This window comes from Megasphaera massiliensis (genome assembly GCF_000455225.1).
Classification (GTDB): Bacteria; Bacillota; Negativicutes; order Veillonellales; family Megasphaeraceae; genus Megasphaera; species Megasphaera massiliensis.
Genome location: NZ_HF954558.1, coordinates 123,975 through 145,034 on the forward strand (window position 1 = coordinate 123,975; position 21,060 = coordinate 145,034).

General features: G+C 53.3%; 19 protein-coding genes. 2 read left to right on the top strand and 17 right to left on the bottom strand.

Features of this window, described 5'->3' with window-relative positions; translation table 11 throughout:
- The coding region (locus TX77_RS11375) for an indolepyruvate ferredoxin oxidoreductase (RefSeq protein WP_044505237.1) at nucleotides 1-1,112 on the bottom strand (1,112 nt) is incomplete at its 3' end.
- Nucleotides 1,113-1,345: 233 nt separating this feature from the next.
- Between TX77_RS11375 and TX77_RS11380 the strand changes: the two genes are divergently transcribed.
- The gene (locus TX77_RS11380) at nucleotides 1,346-3,226 is read left to right on the top strand and encodes a sigma-54 interaction domain-containing protein (RefSeq protein ID WP_044505198.1); all 1,881 of its coding nucleotides are present in this window, start codon (nucleotides 1,346-1,348) and stop codon (nucleotides 3,224-3,226) included.
- Between the two features lie 6 nt (nucleotides 3,227-3,232).
- On the opposite strand, the gene rpoN is transcribed toward TX77_RS11380, so the two are convergent.
- From rpoN to TX77_RS11450, 14 genes are all read right to left on the bottom strand, one after another.
- Nucleotides 3,233-4,510: an RNA polymerase factor sigma-54 gene (gene rpoN / locus TX77_RS11385; RefSeq protein ID WP_071822368.1), complete on the bottom strand. Its 1,278-nt coding sequence runs from the start codon at nucleotides 4,508-4,510 to the stop codon at nucleotides 3,233-3,235.
- A 52-nt stretch (nucleotides 4,511-4,562) separates the two neighbouring features.
- The gene (gene hydF / locus TX77_RS11390) at nucleotides 4,563-5,768 is read right to left on the bottom strand and encodes a [FeFe] hydrogenase H-cluster maturation GTPase HydF (protein ID WP_044505199.1); all 1,206 of its coding nucleotides are present in this window, start codon (nucleotides 5,766-5,768) and stop codon (nucleotides 4,563-4,565) included.
- 15 nt (nucleotides 5,769-5,783) lie between these two features.
- On the bottom strand, nucleotides 5,784-6,530 hold the full coding sequence (locus tag TX77_RS11395) for a nucleotide-binding protein (protein ID WP_044505200.1): 747 nt from the start codon (nucleotides 6,528-6,530) through the stop codon (nucleotides 5,784-5,786).
- 14 nt (nucleotides 6,531-6,544) lie between these two features.
- Nucleotides 6,545-7,771 (bottom strand): nitrogenase component 1, encoded by a 1,227-nt coding sequence (locus tag TX77_RS11400; protein WP_044505201.1) that lies wholly within the window; start codon nucleotides 7,769-7,771, stop codon nucleotides 6,545-6,547.
- The gene (locus TX77_RS11405) at nucleotides 7,768-9,126 is read right to left on the bottom strand and encodes a nitrogenase component 1 (RefSeq protein WP_044505202.1); all 1,359 of its coding nucleotides are present in this window, start codon (nucleotides 9,124-9,126) and stop codon (nucleotides 7,768-7,770) included. The genes TX77_RS11400 and TX77_RS11405 overlap by 4 nt, the downstream gene beginning before the upstream one ends.
- Nucleotides 9,127-9,141: 15 nt before the next feature.
- On the bottom strand, nucleotides 9,142-10,146 hold the full coding sequence (gene hypE, locus TX77_RS11410; protein ID WP_044505203.1) for a hydrogenase expression/formation protein HypE: 1,005 nt from the start codon (nucleotides 10,144-10,146) through the stop codon (nucleotides 9,142-9,144).
- Complete coding sequence (gene hypD / locus TX77_RS11415; protein WP_044505204.1) at nucleotides 10,139-11,197, bottom strand: hydrogenase formation protein HypD; 1,059 nt, start codon at nucleotides 11,195-11,197, stop codon at nucleotides 10,139-10,141. Before hypD ends, hypE begins: the two co-directional genes overlap by 8 nt.
- Nucleotides 11,197-11,406 (bottom strand): HypC/HybG/HupF family hydrogenase formation chaperone, encoded by a 210-nt coding sequence (locus tag TX77_RS11420; RefSeq protein ID WP_044505205.1) that lies wholly within the window; start codon nucleotides 11,404-11,406, stop codon nucleotides 11,197-11,199. Before TX77_RS11420 ends, hypD begins: the two co-directional genes overlap by 1 nt.
- 21 nt (nucleotides 11,407-11,427) lie before the next feature.
- Nucleotides 11,428-13,719: a carbamoyltransferase HypF gene (gene hypF / locus TX77_RS11425; protein WP_044505206.1), complete on the bottom strand. Its 2,292-nt coding sequence runs from the start codon at nucleotides 13,717-13,719 to the stop codon at nucleotides 11,428-11,430.
- A 1-nt stretch (nucleotide 13,720) separates the two neighbouring features.
- Nucleotides 13,721-14,755 (bottom strand): nitrogenase component 1, encoded by a 1,035-nt coding sequence (locus tag TX77_RS11430; RefSeq protein ID WP_044505207.1) that lies wholly within the window; start codon nucleotides 14,753-14,755, stop codon nucleotides 13,721-13,723.
- Nucleotides 14,752-16,056: a nitrogenase component 1 gene (locus TX77_RS11435; protein ID WP_044505208.1), complete on the bottom strand. Its 1,305-nt coding sequence runs from the start codon at nucleotides 16,054-16,056 to the stop codon at nucleotides 14,752-14,754. Before TX77_RS11435 ends, TX77_RS11430 begins: the two co-directional genes overlap by 4 nt.
- A 2-nt stretch (nucleotides 16,057-16,058) precedes the next feature.
- Nucleotides 16,059-16,814, bottom strand: a complete 756-nt coding sequence (locus tag TX77_RS11440; RefSeq protein WP_044505209.1) for a nucleotide-binding protein — start codon at nucleotides 16,812-16,814, stop codon at nucleotides 16,059-16,061.
- Between the two features lie 9 nt (nucleotides 16,815-16,823).
- Nucleotides 16,824-17,075 (bottom strand): TM1266 family iron-only hydrogenase system putative regulator, encoded by a 252-nt coding sequence (locus tag TX77_RS11445; RefSeq protein ID WP_044505210.1) that lies wholly within the window; start codon nucleotides 17,073-17,075, stop codon nucleotides 16,824-16,826.
- A 220-nt stretch (nucleotides 17,076-17,295) separates the two neighbouring features.
- The gene (locus TX77_RS11450; protein WP_044505211.1) at nucleotides 17,296-18,552 is read right to left on the bottom strand and encodes a dicarboxylate/amino acid:cation symporter; all 1,257 of its coding nucleotides are present in this window, start codon (nucleotides 18,550-18,552) and stop codon (nucleotides 17,296-17,298) included.
- 170 nt (nucleotides 18,553-18,722) lie between these two features.
- Here TX77_RS11450 and TX77_RS11455 point away from each other — a divergent pair, with 170 nt between their 5' ends.
- The gene (locus TX77_RS11455; RefSeq protein WP_044505212.1) at nucleotides 18,723-18,929 is read left to right on the top strand and encodes a zinc-ribbon domain-containing protein; all 207 of its coding nucleotides are present in this window, start codon (nucleotides 18,723-18,725) and stop codon (nucleotides 18,927-18,929) included.
- Between the two features lies 1 nt (nucleotide 18,930).
- Here the strand turns inward: TX77_RS11455 and TX77_RS11460 are convergent, their stop codons facing one another.
- Nucleotides 18,931-19,179 (bottom strand): hypothetical protein, encoded by a 249-nt coding sequence (locus tag TX77_RS11460; protein WP_044505213.1) that lies wholly within the window; start codon nucleotides 19,177-19,179, stop codon nucleotides 18,931-18,933.
- Nucleotides 19,180-19,413: 234 nt separating this feature from the next.
- Nucleotides 19,414-21,060, bottom strand: a 1,647-nt coding sequence (locus tag TX77_RS11465; RefSeq protein ID WP_044505214.1) for a YadA-like family protein, incomplete at its 5' end; no start/stop codon positions are given.

The following is a 21,060-nucleotide window of genomic DNA, read 5'->3' on the forward strand; positions in this document are numbered from 1 at the left end:
CCGCCTAAGGCGTAACAGCCGATATCGCCGATCATGACCGTATCCTTCCGTTTGCCCAGTTCGTAGAAGAAGCCGCGGTGCGGACAGCCTGCGCAGAGAGCCGGCGGACGGGGAACGAACAAGGTATCGGGAACGTCGAAGCCTTCTGCCTTTTCTTTCAAAATGCCTTCGGCAACGATATTCGGGTTGAGTTCGTCGATCTTGGGGATGACATCCTTGCCATGACAGGCGATGCCGGCCTGGCGGATCTGTTCTTCCATGAAGGGATCGAGTTCTTCGACGACGTACAGTTCATCGACGGAATCGGCAAAAGCTTTGATTTTCTTCATCGGCAAGGGGTAGGTAAAGCCGAGTTTCAAGTAAGAAGCCTTGTCGCCTAAAGCGTCTTTGGCATACATATAGGCCGAGCCGGCAGAGATGATGCCGATCTTCGTATCGTGCATTTCGACGACGTTAAAAGGACATTCTTCAGCGTATTCTTTCAATTTTTGTTCCCGTTCTTCGACGACGTAGCGGCGCTGTTTGGAAATGGCCGGGACGGCATCCATCTTTTCGCGCTGTTTCTTATAGGGAACGGCCGGAACCTCTACACGATCACTTTCTTCAACGAGGCTCTTCGAATGACAGACACGGGTCGTCATGCGAATCATCATGGGAACGCCGTACTTTTCGCTGACGCGGTACGCTTCTTTGGTCATGTCGATGCATTCCTGGGAGTCCGACGGTTCAAACATGGCGATTTTAGCGAATTTAGCATAGTTGCGGTTGTCCTGTTCATTCTGGGACGAATGCATGCCCGGATCGTCAGCCGATACGAAGGCAAAACCGCCGTTCATGCCTAAGTAGGAGAACGTAAACAGCGGGTCAGCTGCTACGTTGACACCGACCATCTTCATGGCTGCGAAAGAGCGGACACCAGACATAGAAGCGCCGATAGCCGCTTCCATAGCAACTTTTTCATTCGGTGCCCATTCAGAGTACATGCCATCATAAGTCGAGACGTTTTCCAAGATTTCCGTACTCGGCGTACCGGGATAAGCCGAAGCAAAGGAAACGCCGGCTTCATATAAGCCTCTGGCGATGGCTTCGTCACCGGACAATAATTTTTTCATAATTCATACCTCCTCATTCGTTGAATCAGCTCATTTATCTGTTCGACAATATATATGAAATAATCATGCCAACTATGATATTATCGAATTTAAGCCATTTTTTCATATTGATAAGCTAATTGATATTCAAAATATGTAAAAAATTCGTTACATACTTTACATTCTCTTCATATTTTTTTATGATAGAAGGAGAACTTTTCGGTAATTTTTAATGAAATATAAAGGAGAAACTTATGGATAGAATTGCCTTCCTGATTTCCGACCTTTCCATGCAGCAGATGGTTCACACCATCTTAGACACATATAAGGAGAAATTAGAACAACACCACTTCATCATCGACGTCGAAATCATCGACTTTCCCAACCTCGTCGCCCAAGCCCATGCCTTAGTCGAAAAAGGAACCAAGGTCATCATCACCACCAGCGGCGCCCACCAGATACTGACCAAGGCCATCGACACCATTCCCATCCTTTGTCTGTACAGCTCGACCAACGACGCCCTCTATGCCCTGCGGGCCATTGCCCCGAATTACAAAAAAATCCACTTGCTGCTCAATGAAAACTTCATGTTCAACAAGGAAGCCTGTCCGCCGGAGCTGTCGGAGAAAATCGTATTTTACCCCCGCTACAGCCTCGATAAGACGCACTTGGAACTCCTCGAACGGGTGCGGCAGATACCGGTCACGGCCGACACGGCCATCGTCGGCTGTCCCCTCCTGCCCCAAATCGCCAATCCCAGTCCGATGCCGATTTACCCCATCAAGCCCAGCGAATCGACGATGCTGTCGGTCCTGCTCTACGCCCAAGAACTGCTGTCATTCAAAGAAAAGGACAATCAACAGCTGTCCATGATGTCGTCCATCTTATCCCACGTCACGGACGGCATCATCCTCTATTCCACAGGCGGCACCATTTCCCATCTCAACAAAAGGGCTGCCGACTTCCTGGGCGTGTCGGCGACGACGAAAAATATCCGCGATATCTTCCCGGACTGGGTCGAAGGGAACAAACCGTCCTTCCACGAAACGATCATCCGCCGTCCGCCCTATACCCTCATCGCCAACTCCGACTTCTTCCTCATGGACAGCAGCTCCCACTACATCATGACCCTCCGCGACGTCACAGAGCTGCAGCGCCTGGAAAAAAATATCCGCTATAAGCTGACCAAGACCGGCATGACCGCCAGACATCACTTCGACGACATCAAGACCGTCGACGGCAACATGAAAAAAGTCATTCAGCGGGCCGCCACCATGGCAGAGTACAACGCCCCCATCCTGATTCAAGGCGAAAGCGGTACAGGGAAAGAACTCTTCGCTCAGAGCATCCACAACGCCAGCGACCGCCGCAACGGGCCTTTCGTGGCCATCAACTGCGCCGCCCTGACGACAGACCTCCTCGAAAGCGAACTCTTCGGCTACGTCAGCGGCTCCTTCACGGGCGCCCGCAAAGAAGGCAAGGCCGGCCTCTTTGAAATGGCCCACAAGGGAACGATTTTCCTTGACGAAATCAACAGCATGGCCCCCAGCATCCAATCGAAACTACTGCGCGTCTTGGAGACGAAACAGGTCATGCGCCTCGGCTCAGACTACGTCATCCCCCTCGACATCCGCATCATCTCGGCCGGCAACGCCGACCTCATCGCCTCGGTCGAAGCCGGCGAATTCCGCCGCGACTTATACTTCCGCATCAACACCCTGCGCCTCAATCTGCCGCCTTTAAACGATCGGCCTGACGACATCCTATACTTGTTCACCCACTTCGTCGAAACCTTAAGCCATCAAAAATGCCAACTCAGCCCGGCCTTAAAAAAAGTCCTCGTCCAGCACAACTGGTGGGGCAACATCCGCGAGCTCCACAGCGTCGCCCTGCGCTACTTCATCTTCGGCGACACCCTCGACAAGTCCTATGATGCCCTCTTCGACATTGCCGACCAAAATAAAAAAGACGCCCTCCTCGACACGGCGTCTTTGACCCTCAACATGAAGCATTTAGAGGTGACCATCCAGCAAATCCTCATCGAAGAGCTTCAAGAAAAAGGCTATAGCCAAAAGGATATAGCCAAATTGCTCAACGTGTCGCGGCAGACCATCTTCAATAAGATGCGGCCGTAAGGGGCCTCATCGACATCGGCGCCGGATATTGCTGTTGGGAATATTTAATTTTTGCCGGAACTTCGTAATCGTCCGCCGGGCTATGGCAATATGGATGGCCGAAAAATAGTCGGCTATATCCTGATCCGAATAGGGATGCTCCTTGTCCTCGTTTGCGATAAGCGCCTGAATTTTCTTCATGATGGCCTTATCAGAAACAAAGTCCTCTTCCTCGCGCTGACGGCTGTAAGCCGTAGCTAAAAAAGACTGCAGCCCGTATACCTTACCGCCAAACAGGGCGTACCGGTTGCGGCAGACGCGGCTTACCGTCGCCGTACTGAGGCCCGTTTCCTCGGCAATGTCCTTTTGGCGCAGCGGCTCCAAGGGCTGACCGTGGAGAAAATAGCCTTCCTGACGAGTCAAGAGACAGTTCATGACCTGTTCAATGGACAGGCGGCGATAGGCCAAAGCCGACGCCAGATCGTTAAAAGCCCTCCGGGCTTTGCGGATATAAGCCAGTGTCTTCTTATCTTTCTGGGCTCCATACTCGGCGTATAAATCATCGCGAAAATAGACGTCGGGAAGCTCTTCCAGCCAGCGGAAAGCTAATGTCCCGCCCTCTTCAAGATAAATCTCGACGTCGGGGCGGATGTAAACTTCATCCTGCTCGATCTGACCGGCCGGCTGAAGGGACAAGGTCTTCAAAAAATCCCGAATGTCGCGCAAATCCTTATCCGATAAATCCAACCCCTGCTGGATTTTCGACCACTTCCCCCGCAGGAAATCATCATAGTGCCGGGTCAAGAGTTCTTCTGTCTTGGGCGGCCCGTCACTGCGGCGCCGCGTCTGGATAAGCAGGGCTTCACAAATATTCCGGGCTCCGATGCCCGGCGGATCAAAGGTCTGGACCAGTGCCAGGCCTTTTTCCATGTCCTCTTCCGAAAGGCCGTAGCCGTCACCTAAGGAGGATAAATCACCTTGGAAAAAGCCTTTCTCATCGAGAGAACCGATGACCAGTCCCGCCGCCAAGAGAATCGGCCGCGGCACGGACACGACGCGGAGCTGAGCCATGAGCTGCGATTCGAGGGATGCACTGCGGCTTTTAATATTGTCGATGGGCTTTTCAGTTTTATCCCCGGCTCCACGGACGTCATGGTAGCGGATGTCGAGGAGAGGATTATCCGTTACCTGTTCCTGGAGAAAGTCCATCAACTCCTGACCGTGGAGGGCCAAAAGCTGAATCGTCAGGCGCTGGACCTGCATCAATTTAGTTTTTTGTTCAAGCTTAAGCGATAAGTTTGCCATAAATCCACCTCACAGCCCGCCTTTCACGGGCTGCTTTTTTCGTCTTGTTCGCCTAATGTGCCGACAGCAGTTCCTGTAAATCGGGGAAGACACTCAGACTCCGCCGCAGGATTCCCTTCATATAGGCAATGGCAATGCCGTAGTTGGTAATGGGAACGGCCTGATCGGCAGCCGTTTTCATGCGGTACCCGACTTCCCGCCCGTTGAGCATGCAGCCGCCGCAGTGAATGACCATGGCATAGGGCGACAAATCTTCAGGAAAATCGCGGCCGCTGGCCGTTTCAATCGAGATATCTTTACCCGTATACTCCTTCAACCAGCGAGGAATCTTTACCGTACCGATGTCGTCGCATTGGCGATGGTGTGTACAGCCTTCGGCAATGAGGACCGTATCTCCGTCTTTCAGCTTATCGACGGCGGTGACGCCGCGGACAGCCGATTCCAAGAGGCCCTTATGGCGAGCCATTAAAATCGAAAAGGACGTTAGGCGGATATCGTCCGGCGTATCGGCCGAGACCCGTCCAAAGACCTGACTGTCCGTAATGACCAACGACGGCTTCTTCGTAAAGCAGGACAAGGTATGGGGCAGTTCATCTTCCTTGACGACGATGGCCGCACTGTTACTGTCGAGGATTTCCCGAATCGTCTGCTGCTGCGGCAGGATGAGGCGTCCCTTAGGCGCTGCCGAATCGATGGGCACGACGAGAACAACCATGTCGCCGCTATGAATGAGGTCGCTGACGATGGGAGCCTCGGCGTCAGCCGGCTTCAACCGGGCCAGTTTTTCCTTCAATTCGTAAATGCCGTCGCCGGTCAAGGCGCTGACATGAATTGCATGATCATCGGCCTCAGCCACATGCTTCACCAGGTCGGCCTTATTATAGACGATAAGATAAGGCAGGCCTTTGCTCCGAATGAGGGCCAATACCTCTTCATCAGCCGGAGCCAAGCCTTCCGTCCCATCGACGATGACGACGGCAATATCGGTCTTATTGAGGACCTGTTTCGTCCGGCGCACCCGTTCTTCACCGAGGGCACCGACGTCGTCGATGCCCGGCGTGTCGATGATGACCACCGGCCCCAAGGGCAGGAGCTCCATGGCCTTGTAAACGGGGTCCGTTGTCGTCCCCTTGGTAGCCGATACGATAGACAGGTTCTGGCCGGTAACGGCGTTTACGACACTTGATTTCCCGGCATTGCGGCGGCCGAAAAATCCGATATGGACGCGTTCGCCTGACGGCGTGTCATTCATTCCCATGGCCTTACTTCCTTTCTATACTTCCAGCAGCCGCTGAGCCAAATCGCGGTAGATTCGGCTTACGGGCAGCTCCGGATCGCCTTCGACGACGGTCATTCCCTTGTTTTCATAAAACTGGATTTCCTTGCTGCGGGGAATGTCGGCCACGATGGGCAGACCGTGTTCATCGGCAAAAGCCTTGACCGTTTCATATTCATCATCGACGTTGCGGCGATTGAGGATCAGCCCTTTTACTTGGGCATAACCGCGGCTCTTAAAGTTTTCTACGGCTTTAAAGATATTGGCCGCCGCATAGAGGGCCATCTTTTCCCCCGACGTGACGATGAAGATTTCATCGGCATAGCCGTCGCGGATCGGTGCCGAAAAGCCGCCGCAGACGACGTCGCCCAAGACGTCATACATGACGACGTCCGGCGAAAGTTTTTCAAAGACTTCCAATTCGTCGATAAGGTCAAAGGTAGCAATGATACCCCTTCCGGCACAGCCAAGGCCCGGCGTCGGTCCGCCCGTTTCGATGCAGAAGACGCCGCCGTAGCCTTCCCGTCCGATATGATCGAAGTCCGGACCTTCCGTATATTGGCGATAGTAATCCATGACCGGCATGACCGGTTCGCCATGGAGCAGATTCAAGGTCGAGTCGGCTTTCGGGTCGCAGCCGATTTGGACGACTTTTTTTCCAATCGACGCCAAGGCCGCCGACACGTTCGCCGTCGTCGTCGATTTCCCAATGCCGCCCTTTCCATAAATGGCAAATTTCCGCATAGTCAGTCTCCTTCTTATTTCAGTTTATCTTTCATCCACGCCGTAAACGACGAGCCGACAAAAATGGGCATATCGTCGTGATAGTGACGGCCGGAATAGGCTTCGTGAGGCATGGAAATAAATTTATCAGGCTCATCCGGCAGTAACCGCGCATAAATCGGATCGGCAATGACTCTTCGCGCCTTGCGGCATTCCTGGCGGATGACGGCTTCGACGCTGGCCACTTCCATGTCCTTCAAGAGCCACTGCGGGGCATCGGACAAGGGGCAGAGCAGGCGAACTTTTTCAACGCCCATTTCCTTTTCAAGGAAGGCCTTCATCGACTGGAGATAGACCGGTTCTCCGATGACCAGCACGTCACAAGGCGTGTCGTCGTAAGCCTGTTCCGTCTTCCAGGCATTAAGGTCGGCCAAGGCGTACTGAGCCTTGACGTATTCTTCGTCACCCGTAAGGCCGGTCACATAAGAAGAATCGCCTTTCCGCAGGGCTTCGAGCCAATCGGCCGTCCCCTTTTCGCCCATGGGAATGCCGACGACGTAGGGAATCCCATAGGTATCGCGAAGGTACTGGGCCAGGTAAAAGGCCGTCGACGAGACGACAACATTGACATCGGCATCCGCCGCCGTCGAAAGGCCGTCCAGGGTATCGCCCATGGACCACGAGCTCTGAATGGTAAATCCGGCGTCAGTCACGATCTGTTTCAGCGTCGTAGCATTGCCGACGACGGAAAAATCGAGGGGCGTCAAGCCCAAAAGGTTGACCCGTTTGGCCGGAAGCTCGGGCTTTTTCGAAGCCGGTTTGACAAACTGCTTGGCCAGCCAAACATAGGCTCCGCCGGCACCGGGCAGATAACTGTGGATGCCGTCCGTGCGAAAGCCTAAGGTCGGAAGGCCGGTCCGATCGGCTACCAGTCGCTGAATGGCCTTAAAGTCAGTCCCGATAGCGTTTGGCATGGGGCTGCCGCCGATGGCGATGAAATAAGGTTGTGCCGCTTCGGCCGCTTCGGCAATGTCGTCAATGAGCCGCTGGTCGTTACCCTGAATGGTATCGATTTCATTGAGGCCGGAAATATAGACCATGCTCTGCGTATCGTAGGACCGCGGTTCATCGTGCGTATCGTACGTCGAGTTGCAGCCCGATGCATCATGCATGACGATGAGGCCGCCTAATTCATAGAGCGACGACGCGATGCCAAACATGTCGACGGCATACGTCGATAAGACTCGCTGTGCTTGTTTCAACCGTGACACCCCCAGGCTTTTATCTGAATGATTTCCCGCATCTTGGGATTTTCTGCGGCATTGGCTTCACCGATCCAGTCGAGGATTTTCGACAGGCCGACGTAACCGTAAAGGCCGCTGTTTTCGATGAGGTTGACGAAATACTTCGTATCGGTAAAATAAGCCGCCATCTGACCGATAGCCAAGACCTTGCCAAACTTTTTACTATCATCCCGCGGCAGGAGCCCTCGTTTAAAGTGCATGGCCGACCGCAGTTCGAGGTCGGGATATTCCTTCTGCAAGAAGTCAAAGGCCTCCTTTTCCCCCGGTAAAATCTTATCGAGGTAGACAGCATAAACATGGAAGCCGTGGGTCAAGAGGAACTTGGCCAAGCCCAAGGGACGCGGCGTCGCCGTGTAGTCGATAGCAATGGGCGTCGAGCCGACTTCTTTGAGAAGGGCCTTAGCCTTGGCTTCGATGTCCCTTTCAAAGGCGTCACAGTCGGGCATGGCAAGGCCGAAGGCGTCGGCTGCGGTCTGCAAATTCTGCCGCAGGACGGCGTAGTCATAAGAATAAGTCAGATAGAGGGCCTCTTGTTTCAAGCGCCGCTTCATGTCCTTGGCCGCTGGCTCAGAGTTTTCCAGAAAATAAATATTGGCTTCCGATTCGCCCATGGCCTTATACTGCTCATACGTCTTGCAGTCGGCAAAATCGTGGATGTCGTAACCGCCGTCTCGGAGCATTTTGCTCAATTCATTATCCTCATCGACGGGATAATAATTGACGACGTAATTGACAGCCTTCTTTCGCGGCAAGGGCTGGACGGCCCGCATGAGCTGACGGCGACCGAGGACGTCCGGCGAATAACGGCGCTGCAGGGTCGGTATCATATAACCGTCGATGAAGTCGATATCAGGGTAGCGCTCGCGAAGAGTCCCGTAGACGACGTTGAGGTCGATGTGCAGGAAATGCTGCATGCAGCTCGTAAAGCCTTCGACGCACTTCGGCCGCTCCGGCAGTTCGTCGATGATATGGGCAATGCCGTCGATCATCATTTCTTCTAAGTTGCCCTTGATCAAATTTTCATTGGTCAGGGTAACCATGGAGAAGCGGCCGGCCCCTTCAGGCACTTCATCGGCCGACAAGACGACGCCGTGGAGGCAGCAGGCACAGCAGACGTAGATTTCATGGCAGCCGGGAATGAGCATCGGCGAATGGGCAATCGTCCAATGGCCTCGGGCCGGCGAAGCGTACTGCAGGCCGATATAGAAGGGCTTGGGGAAGGACGCCTTGCCAATGGCAATATTTGCCCCATCGGGCGTTACATGGTTATACCGCCGCGCCTGGGGCGGATTCGCTTCATTTTCGTATATCATTCCCGTACCTCCATCTTAACAAATGCGGGGCAGCAATTCACCGCCCGGCGGCGGCAGCAGCGTTTCGGCACCGATTTCTGTGCGCATGACGACGCGGCCCGGCTGGTCGGCCGTAACTTCACCGATAATGGCTGCATTTTGCGAATATTTTCCCTTACGCAGGACGGCGACGAGATCGTCAGCCACATCCCGCGGGGCGAAGATGACCAAACGGCCTTCGCAGGCCAGATACAACGGTTCCAAGCCCAACATGCCGCAGACGCCGCGGACAGCCGGATCGACAGGGATGGCCTGGCTGTCCAAATGAATGCCGACCTTACTTTGGGCGGCGATTTCATAGAGGACCGTGCCGACGCCGCCGCGCGTGGCATCGCGGATGACGTGGATGTCCTTGGTCGTGTTGAGCATGCTTTCGACCGTTCCCCATAAAGGTGCGCAGTCACTGGTCACATCGGCATCGATGCCGAACTGGTTCCGTTCGAGGAGAATCGTGCAGCCGTGGCGGCCGACGTCGCCGCTGACGATGATGGCATCGCCCGGTTTTGCCAAGGTCCCTGAAGTTCGGACGCCGTCCATGATTTGACCGATGCCGGTCGTCGTAATGAAGAGGTGGTCGACCTGGCCCTTACCGGCAACCTTAGTGTCACCGGCAACGATGCGGACGCCGGCTTCAGCAGCCGTTTCAGCCATAGCCTTGGCGTAGGCTTCGACTTTTTCCATGGGGAAGCCTTCTTCAATGACGAAGGCACACGATAAGTAAAGAGGTTTCGCCCCCATGCAGGACAAGTCGTTGACCGTCCCGCAGATACTGAGTTTACCGATATTGCCACCGGGAAATTCAGGCGGCGACACGATGAAGCCGTCCGTCGTAAAAGCCAGATTCGTTCCGCCAATGGGCAAAACAGCCGCATCGTCCCCGGTAAACTGGGGATTTGAAAAATGAGCTTTAAAGACGCGATCAATGAGTTCCGCCGTCTGCTTGCCGCCGGCACCGTGTGCTAAGGTAATAAGATTACTCATGGGCATTTCCTCCATATAAATAATAGGCCGAGCAGGCACCTTCGTGGGACACCATGCAGGCGCCGACCGGGTGTTCCGGCGTACATAATTTTCCAAATAAGGGGCATTCCGGCGGTTTACACTGGCCCTTCAGGATGTCGCCGCAGCGGCAGCCCGGATTGGCTTTGCCGTCCATCTTTGGAATGCCGTACTTCTTGCAGGCGTCGCAGGCAGAAAATTCTTCCCGCAGCTGTAAGCCCGACTGGGGGATGACGCCTAATCCGCGCCATTCCGAATCGCAGGGTTCCATATATTCAGCCATCAAGGCCTGGGCCGAGCGGCTCCCCTCTTCTGTAACGACACGGGGATAGCAGTTTTTAAAGAAAGGCTTCCCCTGCGGGAACTTGGCCAAGATGACGGCAAAGGCCGTGAGCAATTCTTTAGCCGTAAAACCGGCGACGACACCGGACATTCCTTCCTTCACCATGGCTTCGCCGGCCTTAGTGCCCATGACGGCATCGACGTGACCGGGATAGAGGAAGGCATCAGCACTGCCCTTCATGGCATCATAGGCCATGGGCATGGTCTTATTGGCCGTCAGCAAGGAGAAATTGGTCAAGCCGTCAGCCATAGCCTGCTTAACGGCCAGGCACGACGGAGGTGTCGTCGTTTCAAAGCCGACAGCTAAGAATACGACTTCTTCGTCACGGTGAGCCTTGGCGTATTCGTAAGCATCAATGGGCGAATAAACAATTTCAACGTGAGCGCCTTTACTGCGGGCGTCGGCCAAGCTCATCGAGGTGCCGGGAACGCGGACCAAGTCGCCAAAGGTGCAGACCGTAACCCCTTTTTCGAGAGCCAGCCACAAGGCCTGATCGATATAGCCGACGGGCGTAACGCAGACCGGGCATCCCGGTCCGGAAATGACGTCGACCTGCTTCGGCAAAATCTGCCGGATGCCGAGGCGGAAGATTTCGTGGGTATGCGTCCCGCAGACTTCCATAATGCGGATTTTCGGCCCGTCGTAATTCTGAATGATATCCAGGGCCGTCCGCTTCTTCCCTTCTGCCATCAATCCAAGTCCTCCAGAATGTCATCGGTTTCATCGGCATCGTTGTCGGTAATCTTGGCAATGGCCATGCCGGCGTGGACCATGACGTAATCGCCGGGATCCAATTCATCGATCAAAGCGGCCGATACTTCCCGTTTCGCTCCGGACGCATCGACGAGCGCCATTCCATTTTGAATTTTCATAACACGTGCGGGTAAACCTACACACATGATAACCCCTCCTTCATCTATCTAAACATTTTCATGGTACATCGCATATATCGCCTGTCCCAAGGCAATGCCGCCGTCATTGGGCGGCACCAGGCTGTGCCGTAAGACTGTAAAGCCGCGCTGCTGCAGGGCCTCATCACAAAGGCGCAAAAGCAGTCGATTTTGGAAAACACCGCCGCTTAGGGCAACCGTCTCAAGGCCCGTCTGACTGCGAATTTTTGCGCAGATGCCGACAGCCATGCCAGCCAATCGGCAGTGAAATTCATAGGCCAATTTATCGGGATCGTCGCCGGAAAGGCGTTGTTCGACGAGGTCTTTGACCAGCGCCGACGTCGGCAGCAGCCATCGTCCGTCGCCTTCAACGGGCTCAATAGGTACGACTTCCATCGCCCCGTGAGCCTTTTCCCAGCGTTCAGCGGCAAACTGCAGCGTCATCGCCGCCTGGCCTTCAAAGGTCGACGACCGGCAAAGGCCTAAGATGGCACTGACGCCGTCAAAGAGGCGGCCGGCACTGGTCGAGATGACGCTGTTGATCTGCTGATCGGCCAAGAAAAATTGAGCCGCCAATTCGTTAGACTCACAAAGTTTTAAAGTCTCGACGATAGACGCCACACGCTGGCGATCCGACCACAGTCCATCAATCAAGCTGACGGCAATGCGCCAGCCCTCTTTAGCCGACACGTCACCACCTCGCTGCCAGAAAGGCTCGATGGAAGCGGCCCGTTCAAAGCCCTGAAGGCTGCTGATGAGGATTTCACCGCCCCAAATCGTCCCGTCGCTGCCGTAGCCCGTCCCGTCAAAGGAAACGCCGATGACGGGCTGTTCACAGTCGTTTTCGGCCATACAGGACAGGATGTGTGCGTAGTGATGCTGGACGGTCACGACGGGAAGGCCCAATTCGCGGGCCACGGCCGCCGTATTGTAGGCCGGATGGAGATCACAGGCCACGGCCGACGGCGACGCTTCCAATAAAGACGCCATGCGCTGAACCGAATCGCGCAGGGCCTGAACGGTCCGTATATCGCTCATGTCGCCGATATAGGGCGACGGATAGAATAAATTATTGCGGCCGATGCAGAAGCAATTCTTCAGCTCGCCGCCAATGGCCAGGACATCCTTTTCCTGCCCGTTCCCATAAAAGAAGGGCAGCGGCGCATAGCCCCGCGAACGGCGTATCATATAGGGCTTGCCGTCGTACCAGTCCATGACCGAATCGTCAGCCCGCAGGCGGATGCGCCGGTTATGAGACAAGACGAGGTCGGCCAATCCGGAAAGTTCCTGCCGCGCTTCTTCATCGTTATGGCAGATGGGGGCCCCCGACTCATTGGCACTGGTCATGACCAAGCTGTCGGGAACCTCCAAGCCGTCGTCATAGGTAAACAGCAAGAGATGGAGCGGCGTATAGGGCAGCATGACGCCAATGGACGGATTGCCCGGCGCAACGGACGGCGCCAATGTCAGACCGTCTCTTTTAGCCAATAAGATAATCGGTTTCTGATGGCCGTCGAGAACATCTTCTGCCCCATCGGGAATGAGGCATTCCCGGCGAACGGCGTCGACGTCCTTCATCATGATGGCAAAGGGCTTCACCGGTCGTCCTTTACGCTGGCGCAGGGTGCTGACGGCCTCTTCATTGCGAGCGTCGCAGCAGAGGTGGAAGCCGCCGATGCCCTTGATGGCGACGATTTTCCCGTCGACGATGGCTTTCCGAATCGCCGTAATGGCCTCCCGTCCCCGCTCTTTACGGTCGAGAAGGTAAACTTCGGGGCCGCAGTCGTTGCAGCAGACGGGCTGGGCATCGTAACGCCGCGTCTCAGCGTGGGTGTATTCATACTCACACTCCGGGCACATGGGAAATTCCCCCATGCTCGTCCGCTCCCTGTCATAGGGCATGGAGTCGAGAATCGTCAGCCGCGGCCCGCAGGCCGTGCAGTTGATAAAGGGATGGAGATAGCGGCGGTCGTTCTTGTCAAAGAGCTCCTTCTGACAAGCCTTGCAGATGGCAATGTCCGGCGACACGAAAATATCGCCTTTTTCCCTGGCGCTCTCGATAATCAAAAAATCATCATAGACCGGAACCTCGACAGCCGTCGTGACGACCTTCAAGATTGACGAGCGCTCGGGCGCCTTCTTTTCCAGGTCTTCATGAAAAGCGGCCAGCTGCGCATCATCACCTTGAGCAATGATTTCCACATAAGAGCCCTTATTGCAGACCGAACCGAAAATCCCATTGGCATCGGCAATGCGGCTGACAAAAGGCCGAAAGCCGACGCCTTGGACGATGCCGAAGACACAGATCCGTTCGCTCCTCATCTTATCCCCTCCCGGATACGGCAAAATGCGGAAAATCTACGTATTGGCCGTGGAAGTTCGGCAAGGCCCGGCGATAGTACAAGTCGCCGAGGATGAGGTCAAAATTGTCACTGTCGGCAAGGTCGCGCAAATCGTCTTCTTCCTTCAAGACAACGTGATTTTCATACCGCGCTTCGGGCTTATCCATAAACCACGACGCCGTCGTCACCCGAGCCGCACCGGCTTCTTCGGCCATGGCCGCCATGGCTGAGGCCGCCGCCTGCTGATGGATGATGAGGACGTTCTTACCGGCAAATAAATTATCGTCGAAGTCGACGACGGCATCGAGGCCGAAGTAATGGAGCTCATAAGGCGTGCCGAAGGTTTCCTTCAAGTACTGCGCCGCCTTAAGGCCTGCCGGCGATACGACCATATTGAGGGTCGCCTTGCCGGCGTTCTTATAGTCATCAATTTCATCGAACAATAAAATCTGCTTCCAGCCTTCTTCAGCCAGACTCTGGCTGATCCATTCGATGTCGCCGGGATGCATGAGCTCTAAGGGGACGGCGCCGAGGATACCGACCGTATCGGCCTCCGGTTTCAGGCTCTTATCGGCAAAAGCCGGAAACAAAGCTTCATAAGCATGTTCAATGCCCTTATCGTAATAATCCATGCCCGTCGTATCGATGGTGATGACCGGCAAATCGATTTTCTTTTCCGCCATCCGCTTCAAGGCCTTGTAGTCCGTCCCGATGACGGCCGGCACCGGCGTGCCGACGATGGCCGCAAAGGAGGCATCGATCGTTTCGGCAGCGTCGCAGAGTTTTTCAACGAGTCGATCGTCACGGCCGAGAATGGCGTCCATGTCGCGCAGGCCGGCGCTGAAGACGGCACTCTTTTTTCCGCTGAACCAGCGCGGTTCGTCAAAGCCGCAAATATTGCCGGCACAGCCGCCGGCGTCACAGATGACGACGATACCGTTTAACCCGTAAAGAACAGCTGCCGCTCCGGACTGATCCGGCGCAAAGGGCGATATATATTTCCATAAACCTCTCATCGTTTCTCCCTTTCCAAGAGGACTTCTTCCAAACGGTTCAGCAGGGAAACGACCCCGGCATAGCCGAAGGGCTGAATATCCTCGTCCCAATGAAGGTGGGCAGCCTGTTCGTGATAGTATGCAGCATCCTTGCCGATGGTCACATCGATGGACACATCATCGCCTTCGTAATACAGCATAGACGGCGATAAGTTGGAGTACACTTTCGTTTCCGGACTCAGTTCAGCCAAATGGCGGAGGTAAACGAAATCATCGGGGCCGAGGTTGGCATAGATTTCGCGGACGACGAAACCGTATCGCGTCAGAGCCAGGGCCATTTCATAGGCGTTGCCGTTCTGCATCTCGCCGATGGCAACGGTCGTACCGCTGTAATTTTCCTGCATCCGGTGGACGACGGCCCGTGCCTGTTCCAGCCAAGGTTCGTCATCAATGGTCACATCCAGGGCTTTGGCCAGGGCCTGATACTGGTTGTGAATCTGACTGACCTGATAGAGACGGGTCAATTCGATGCTGGGAATGCCCAAACGCTGTTCCAAGTCCTGAGCGGCCAGCCGCGATTCAGGATTGAGGACAAAGTTTACATTGGCCCGAGCCATAGCCTTATAGGCGGCAAAGTCGGCACAGCGGGAAATTTCATTGATTTGGTTAAACCCGATGGCCTTTAAGATATCGTAAAACTCGCAGTCATCCTGTAAAGGCGAAAAATAGCCCAAGAGGTTGACCGTCCGTCGCTGACGGGGTTCCTTTTCCAAGAGGGAATAAATGGCCCGCCGGACGTCGACCATAGGCGGCTTGCGCCCTTCGCGAGTCAAGGCGTACATATAACAGGGCACGACAGGCAGTCCCGCAGCCAGTTCCGCCTTGCGGCAGACCCGTTCCATATCGGTTCCCAGCAGGGCATCGACACAGGTCATGCAGACCATGACGACCGACGGCTTTTCCGGCAGGCTGTCGACGACTTCGCAGACGGCCTGGGGCATTTTCTTCAGATGACGACCGGTTACGATGTCCGTTTCATCCATGATGTAGAAGAAAAATCGGTCGCTGTAGCCGCCCATTTCACTGAGAATCGTCGTATTGCGTCCGCAGCAGCCGGGGCCGATGAGAATCATGACCGAGCCGGGAATGGAAAGTCCCGCCCGCTTTACACCGAAGCCTTGGGCACCGGGCGAGTTAAAGGCCAGCGCGGCCGGCGAATTATAGATGAGGTGCGTCGACGTGATCAGCTCTGCCGGAATATCATTCCGACCGCGGGCGACCAAGTCCTGCACCGTAATGGCAAAAGGTTTTCTTTCTGTCATAATCAATCCTTGTCTTCTAATAATTTTCGAGCCAAATCGAGGAAGGTTTTGCTGATGGGAAGGTCCGGATTGCCTTCGATAACGGTCTGACCCAATTCTTCATAACGGTTGATATCGTCGCTTCGAGGAATATCACCGACGATGGTGAGACCCGCCTTTTCGGCAAAGGTACGAACCTTGGCATCTTCATCGGGAATATTGCGCCGATTGAAGATGATGCCTTCTACCTTGGCGTAGCTGCGGTCGGCAAAATTAGTGACTGCCGTATTGATGTTATTGGCCGCATAGAGGGCCATCTTTTCACCGGACGTGACGATGAGGACCTTTTCCGCATAGCCTTCCCGAATGGGCGCGGCAAAACCGCCGCAGACGACGTCGCCTAAGACGTCATACAAGACGACGTCGGGCTTATACGTTTCAAAGAGGCCCAAATCTTCGAGGAGAGAAAAAGTGGCGATGATGCCTCGGCCGGCACAGCCCAGGCCCGGCGTCGGTCCCCCCGTTTCAATACAGAGGATGCCGCCGTAGCCGATGCGGGAAATGTCTTCGATCGACTCCGGATCTTCGTCGTGCTCCCTGAGATAATTCATGACCGGCAGCAAGGGTTCGCCGCCAAGGAGATTAAACGTCGAATCGGCCTTGGGGTCACAGCCGATCTGAATGACCCGCTTCCCCAAATAGGCAAAGGCAGCAGCCAAGTTACTGGTCATGGTCGACTTGCCGATACCGCCTTTACCGTAAATTGCAATTTTGAGCATACGTCCCTCCTACTGCGGCAGAGGCGGATAAATCGTCTTGGTGCTGACTTCCGGAATCATGCCGATCTTGCCCGACATGGCGCTGATGACTTCTTGGGGCGCATCGACGATGATGCTGATAACGTTGATGTCTTTATCCTTGTAGGGGACGCCCATGCGGCCGATGACGTACTGACCGTATTCATGCAAAATTTCATTCAATTTCGTTGATTCATTGCGGTTGCCGACAATAATACCGATTAAAGCGACTCGCGTTTCCATAAGGTCTCCTCCTTAATAAACAAAAAAGGTTCTGTGTGAAAGCACAGAACCTTAGGATAATCACTATGTGCTTTCGCCTCGCCTGCGCAGACAGTCCTTTGCAGAAGAGCACGGAGGCTCATCGATGAAGTTTTCCGTCAGACATGCCTTACGGATCACTTGTTTACCCCATTATTATAACAGATTTAGTCTAGTATTGCTATTGAAACTCTTGGCAAGTTTAGGCTTCTTTGTCCTCTAGAAACGCACGATAATTTTTATAGAAATCAGCCTTGGTCAAATCCTTTTCCCAAAAGGCAACGACGACCGTCGCCATACAGTTGCCGCAGACGTTGCAGATCGTACGGATCATGTCCAAGATACGGTCGATGCCGAGCAAAATGGCGACACCTTCCGTCGGAAGGTTGAAAGCTGCAGCCGTGGCGGCGACAACGATGATACCGGCACCGGGAACGCCGGCAATCCCTTTCGTCGACAACATGAGGGTAACCATGACCAAGAGCTGCTGTTCAATGGGCATTTGAATGCCATAGAGCTGGGCGATAAACAAGATGCCCGCCGAACTGTACAGCGTCGAGCCGTCGAGGTTGAAGGAATATCCCGTCGGCATGACAAAGGTAACGATCGGTTTAGGAACACCCAGGGCTTCCAACCGCTTCATGGCACCGGGAAGGGCGGCTTCACTGCTTGCCGTCGAAAAGGCCAAGAAGAGGATGTCTTTCAAAGCGTGGATGACGCAGAAAAAATTGATTCGCGTAAAAGCACTGGCGATGAGAGCCACGATACAGATAAACAACGTCGTCGCACCGGCTACCGCCACGATGAGTTCGCCCAAAGGAATGAGCATGGCAATGCCGTAACTCCCGACAGTGTAGGCAATCATGGCAAAGACGCCGAGGGGCGCAAAGTGCATGACATAGGCCGTTACCTTGAACATCGCTTCGGCCACGCTCTGACAAAAATCGACGATCAGCTCACCTTTTTCACCGATATGAGCGACGGCGACGCCAAAGAAGCAGGCGAAGAAAATGATTTGCAGCATATCCTGACGAGCCATGGCATCGATGATATTACTGGGCACGATATGAACGGCATAGTCGACGAGGTCGACGCTGTGCTGACTGGCCGCTGCCGCATGAGACGCATTAGCTGCCGAAGCCGACAAGGTAACGCCCACACCGGGCTCTGCTAAATTCATGACCAACAGGCCGATGGCCAGGGCAATGGTCGTCGCAAACTCAAACCAAATGATGGCCTTGCCCCCAAGGCGTCCGAGCTTCTTAAAATCGCCCGTGCCGGCAATCCCCATGACGAGTGTACTGAAAATAAGGGGGACGACGATCATCTTAATCATCCGTAAAAAAGCGTCGCCAACAGGCTTCAGCTTGTCTCCAAAATCAGGAAACAAATATCCAACCAAGGCCCCAATGGCCAACCCAATCAAAATCTGTGTACTCAAACCAATTTTTCGTTTCAAACCGCTATTCTCCTTCTTTCTTACAATATTTTGTTCTAAATAATTAAAAGTATATCCCCATCGACCGAGTTGTGCAAGTTATTATATATACCGTTTATATTATTAAAATATAACTTCTTGACATAGAGAATGGAGACATCTATAGTAAAGAGAGAATAGGAGTTGATACCATGATTTGCCCAACCTGCGGAACAGAACTTCGTGACGGCGTCCTCATGTGCCCCATCTGCGGCACGAAGCAGGAAGTACCGGCACCGGTCCCGCCAAAAAACATACAAAATAACCCGAAGATCTTTACTAAGACTCGGGTTATCAGTGTCATTATCGTCCTTGCACTCATCATCATCGGATTGTGCAAAGTATTCTTATTTAACTAATTTATATGCGAAAAAGAACGGCGTCATCGTCAATGAAAACTCCGTTGTTTTCCATGTCTCCGGAAAAACGGTCCATTCCGATGGCAGCCTGAACCCCCATCAGGGTATTGCGGAAATGAAGGGTCCCTTGACTGTATCGTTCGCCGTCAGCCCCGTTAAACGTATCGAGGTCAGCGCGTTCCAACAGCATTTGCCGAACATCATCCGATAAATCGCCCCATCTCATCCCCAACAAGGTTCGAAACAACATAGCCAATCAATCCTTTCGTATAAATTTATAAGCATATCCCGTGAATAAAGGCGAAGTGTGTTCTCACAAAACACCTTTGTCCTTATTTATCTTTGTATTCATTATATAATTTCACAATAAGAAAAGTCAATCCATTAAGTGAAATTTCAGCATGATTTATGCATACAAATTTAGTATAGCAAAAGGCCCTGCTTCCCAAAAGAAGCAGGGCCTTTCACAAAGAGGGAGGAAATATTATTTGTTGATTAAGGAGTTGACGAGTTTCTTCAATTCTTCAATCTGATCTTGCTGTTCCGATACGACAGTTTTCAGATCGTCAATTTCCTGAGCCATAACCGTCTTGGACGGATAAGCCTTCGTTTCCCCTTCACCAATTCTCCAAGTTACGCCGGCATTGATCATGTTTTCACCGCCGCCGTAAGACGTCCCGATGCTGAACATCGTGTCGAAGTTCGGACGATAGAAAGCACCGAGGGCGATGGCATTGGCGCCGCGGTAATTACCGACACCGGCCGTGACTTCCCATTTCGCATCCGGGCTGAATTCCAGCGGATGGAGGGCTGCCAAGGCGGCTGCACCGGCACCGACGCGGTTTACACGATTATCCAACTTGTTGACACGGTTATTAATCTGATTCATACCCGTGCCAAGGTTGTTGATTGCGCGGTCGAACTGACCTTTGTTGATGGCGTCCGTAGGTTCGGATCCTTCGCCGATATTCTTAATGACATTGCCACCCATGTTGACGTTGTTGTTATTGATGGTGATGTTCTTCGACGAATCTTCATTTACAATCGTCAAGCCGTCGTTGTTGACCGTCGTGTTGCCTGTCGTGACCGAACCGGTATTGATGGTGTCACCTTCGATGATGGTCTGGTTGTCGCCAGTACCGATAGTGATCTTATTGTTCACTTCGATGCTGTTCAGACCTTTAATATCTTTAGCCAACTTAATGTCAAAGCCAGTCTTATCACTGTTATTTACAACGCCGATGTTGCCGTCAGACAATTCACCAGTAGCACCACCTTTGAGTTTCATTGGGTCGGTATTCTTACGTGTTACTTGTTCAGTAGAATCACTTTCAAATACACGGCTGGAAGATTTAACAGCTGTATCGATGTTGCTGATCTGATCGGCGATATCCTTCAACTGACCTTCCGTAGCGGCACGGTCGGCTACATAACCTTCACCAGTCGGATTCCAGGTAGTGTTGTCGAGACCGGTAATGTATTGGCCAGATTTAGCCGTACCATCTGTTTCAGTGCCATCAGCACCAACAACCTTCGGTGTAACCGTTTGGTTACCGATAGAGATTGCGCCTTTAGTGGTATCACCTACTGTTACCAGGCCATTGTTACCATCTACCGTTACCTTGTTATCACCGGTGCCTGCAGTAATTGTGGATTTTGTACCATCAATAGCAACTTGGTTAGAGCCGCCATCTCCGGCAGTGATTGTGCCGTTTGTGCCACTAATAGCTACGTTATTGCTAGCTGCATCACCCAAGGTAATTTCATCGTTGAGATTAACTTTGTTATCTTTATCAACAGTGATGTTCTTACCACTCGTGACCTTATTAGCTTTGATATTTTGGTCAATCGTGTCGTAAACGGATTTCAACTGATCTTCCGTAGCTGCACGGCCGCTTACATACCCCTTATTGGTCGGATCCCAAGACTTATTGGTCAAGCCGGTGATGTAGTTACCTTTTTCAGATTCACCAGCAGCACCGTCTTTCGTGTACGTTACAGTCTGGTTAGCAATGTAGATGCCCTTGCCATCAGTGGTTGTGCCACCGATACGAACACTGTTCAGGTCTTGTACGTCTTTAGCTAATCTAACATTGAGCTTACCGTCTTCGGAAATTACGCCGATGTTGCC

Excerpts from the sequence above, each read along its gene's own strand:
- TX77_RS11395 (WP_044505200.1), bottom strand. The coding sequence starts at position 6,530 with ATGCGGAAATTTGCCATTTATGGAAAGGGCGGCATTGGGAAATCGACG.
- hypD (WP_044505204.1), bottom strand. The coding sequence starts at position 11,197 with ATGGCAGAAGGGAAGAAGCGGACGGCCCTGGATATCATTCAGAATTAC.
- TX77_RS11380 (WP_044505198.1), top strand. The coding sequence starts at position 1,346 with ATGGATAGAATTGCCTTCCTGATTTCCGACCTTTCCATGCAGCAGATG.
- TX77_RS11440 (WP_044505209.1), bottom strand. The coding sequence starts at position 16,814 with ATGCTCAAAATTGCAATTTACGGTAAAGGCGGTATCGGCAAGTCGACC.
- TX77_RS11460 (WP_044505213.1), bottom strand. The coding sequence starts at position 19,179 with ATGTTGTTTCGAACCTTGTTGGGGATGAGATGGGGCGATTTATCGGAT.
- TX77_RS11435 (WP_044505208.1), bottom strand. The coding sequence starts at position 16,056 with ATGACAGAAAGAAAACCTTTTGCCATTACGGTGCAGGACTTGGTCGCC.
- TX77_RS11445 (WP_044505210.1), bottom strand. The coding sequence starts at position 17,075 with ATGGAAACGCGAGTCGCTTTAATCGGTATTATTGTCGGCAACCGCAAT.
- hydF (WP_044505199.1), bottom strand. The coding sequence starts at position 5,768 with ATGGGAATGAATGACACGCCGTCAGGCGAACGCGTCCATATCGGATTT.
- TX77_RS11455 (WP_044505212.1), top strand. The coding sequence starts at position 18,723 with ATGATTTGCCCAACCTGCGGAACAGAACTTCGTGACGGCGTCCTCATG.
- hypF (WP_044505206.1), bottom strand. The coding sequence starts at position 13,719 with ATGAGGAGCGAACGGATCTGTGTCTTCGGCATCGTCCAAGGCGTCGGC.
- hypE (WP_044505203.1), bottom strand. The coding sequence starts at position 10,146 with ATGAGTAATCTTATTACCTTAGCACACGGTGCCGGCGGCAAGCAGACG.
- rpoN (WP_071822368.1), bottom strand. The coding sequence starts at position 4,510 with ATGGCAAACTTATCGCTTAAGCTTGAACAAAAAACTAAATTGATGCAG.
- TX77_RS11405 (WP_044505202.1), bottom strand. The coding sequence starts at position 9,126 with ATGATATACGAAAATGAAGCGAATCCGCCCCAGGCGCGGCGGTATAAC.
- TX77_RS11430 (WP_044505207.1), bottom strand. The coding sequence starts at position 14,755 with ATGAGAGGTTTATGGAAATATATATCGCCCTTTGCGCCGGATCAGTCC.
- TX77_RS11420 (WP_044505205.1), bottom strand. The coding sequence starts at position 11,406 with ATGTGTGTAGGTTTACCCGCACGTGTTATGAAAATTCAAAATGGAATG.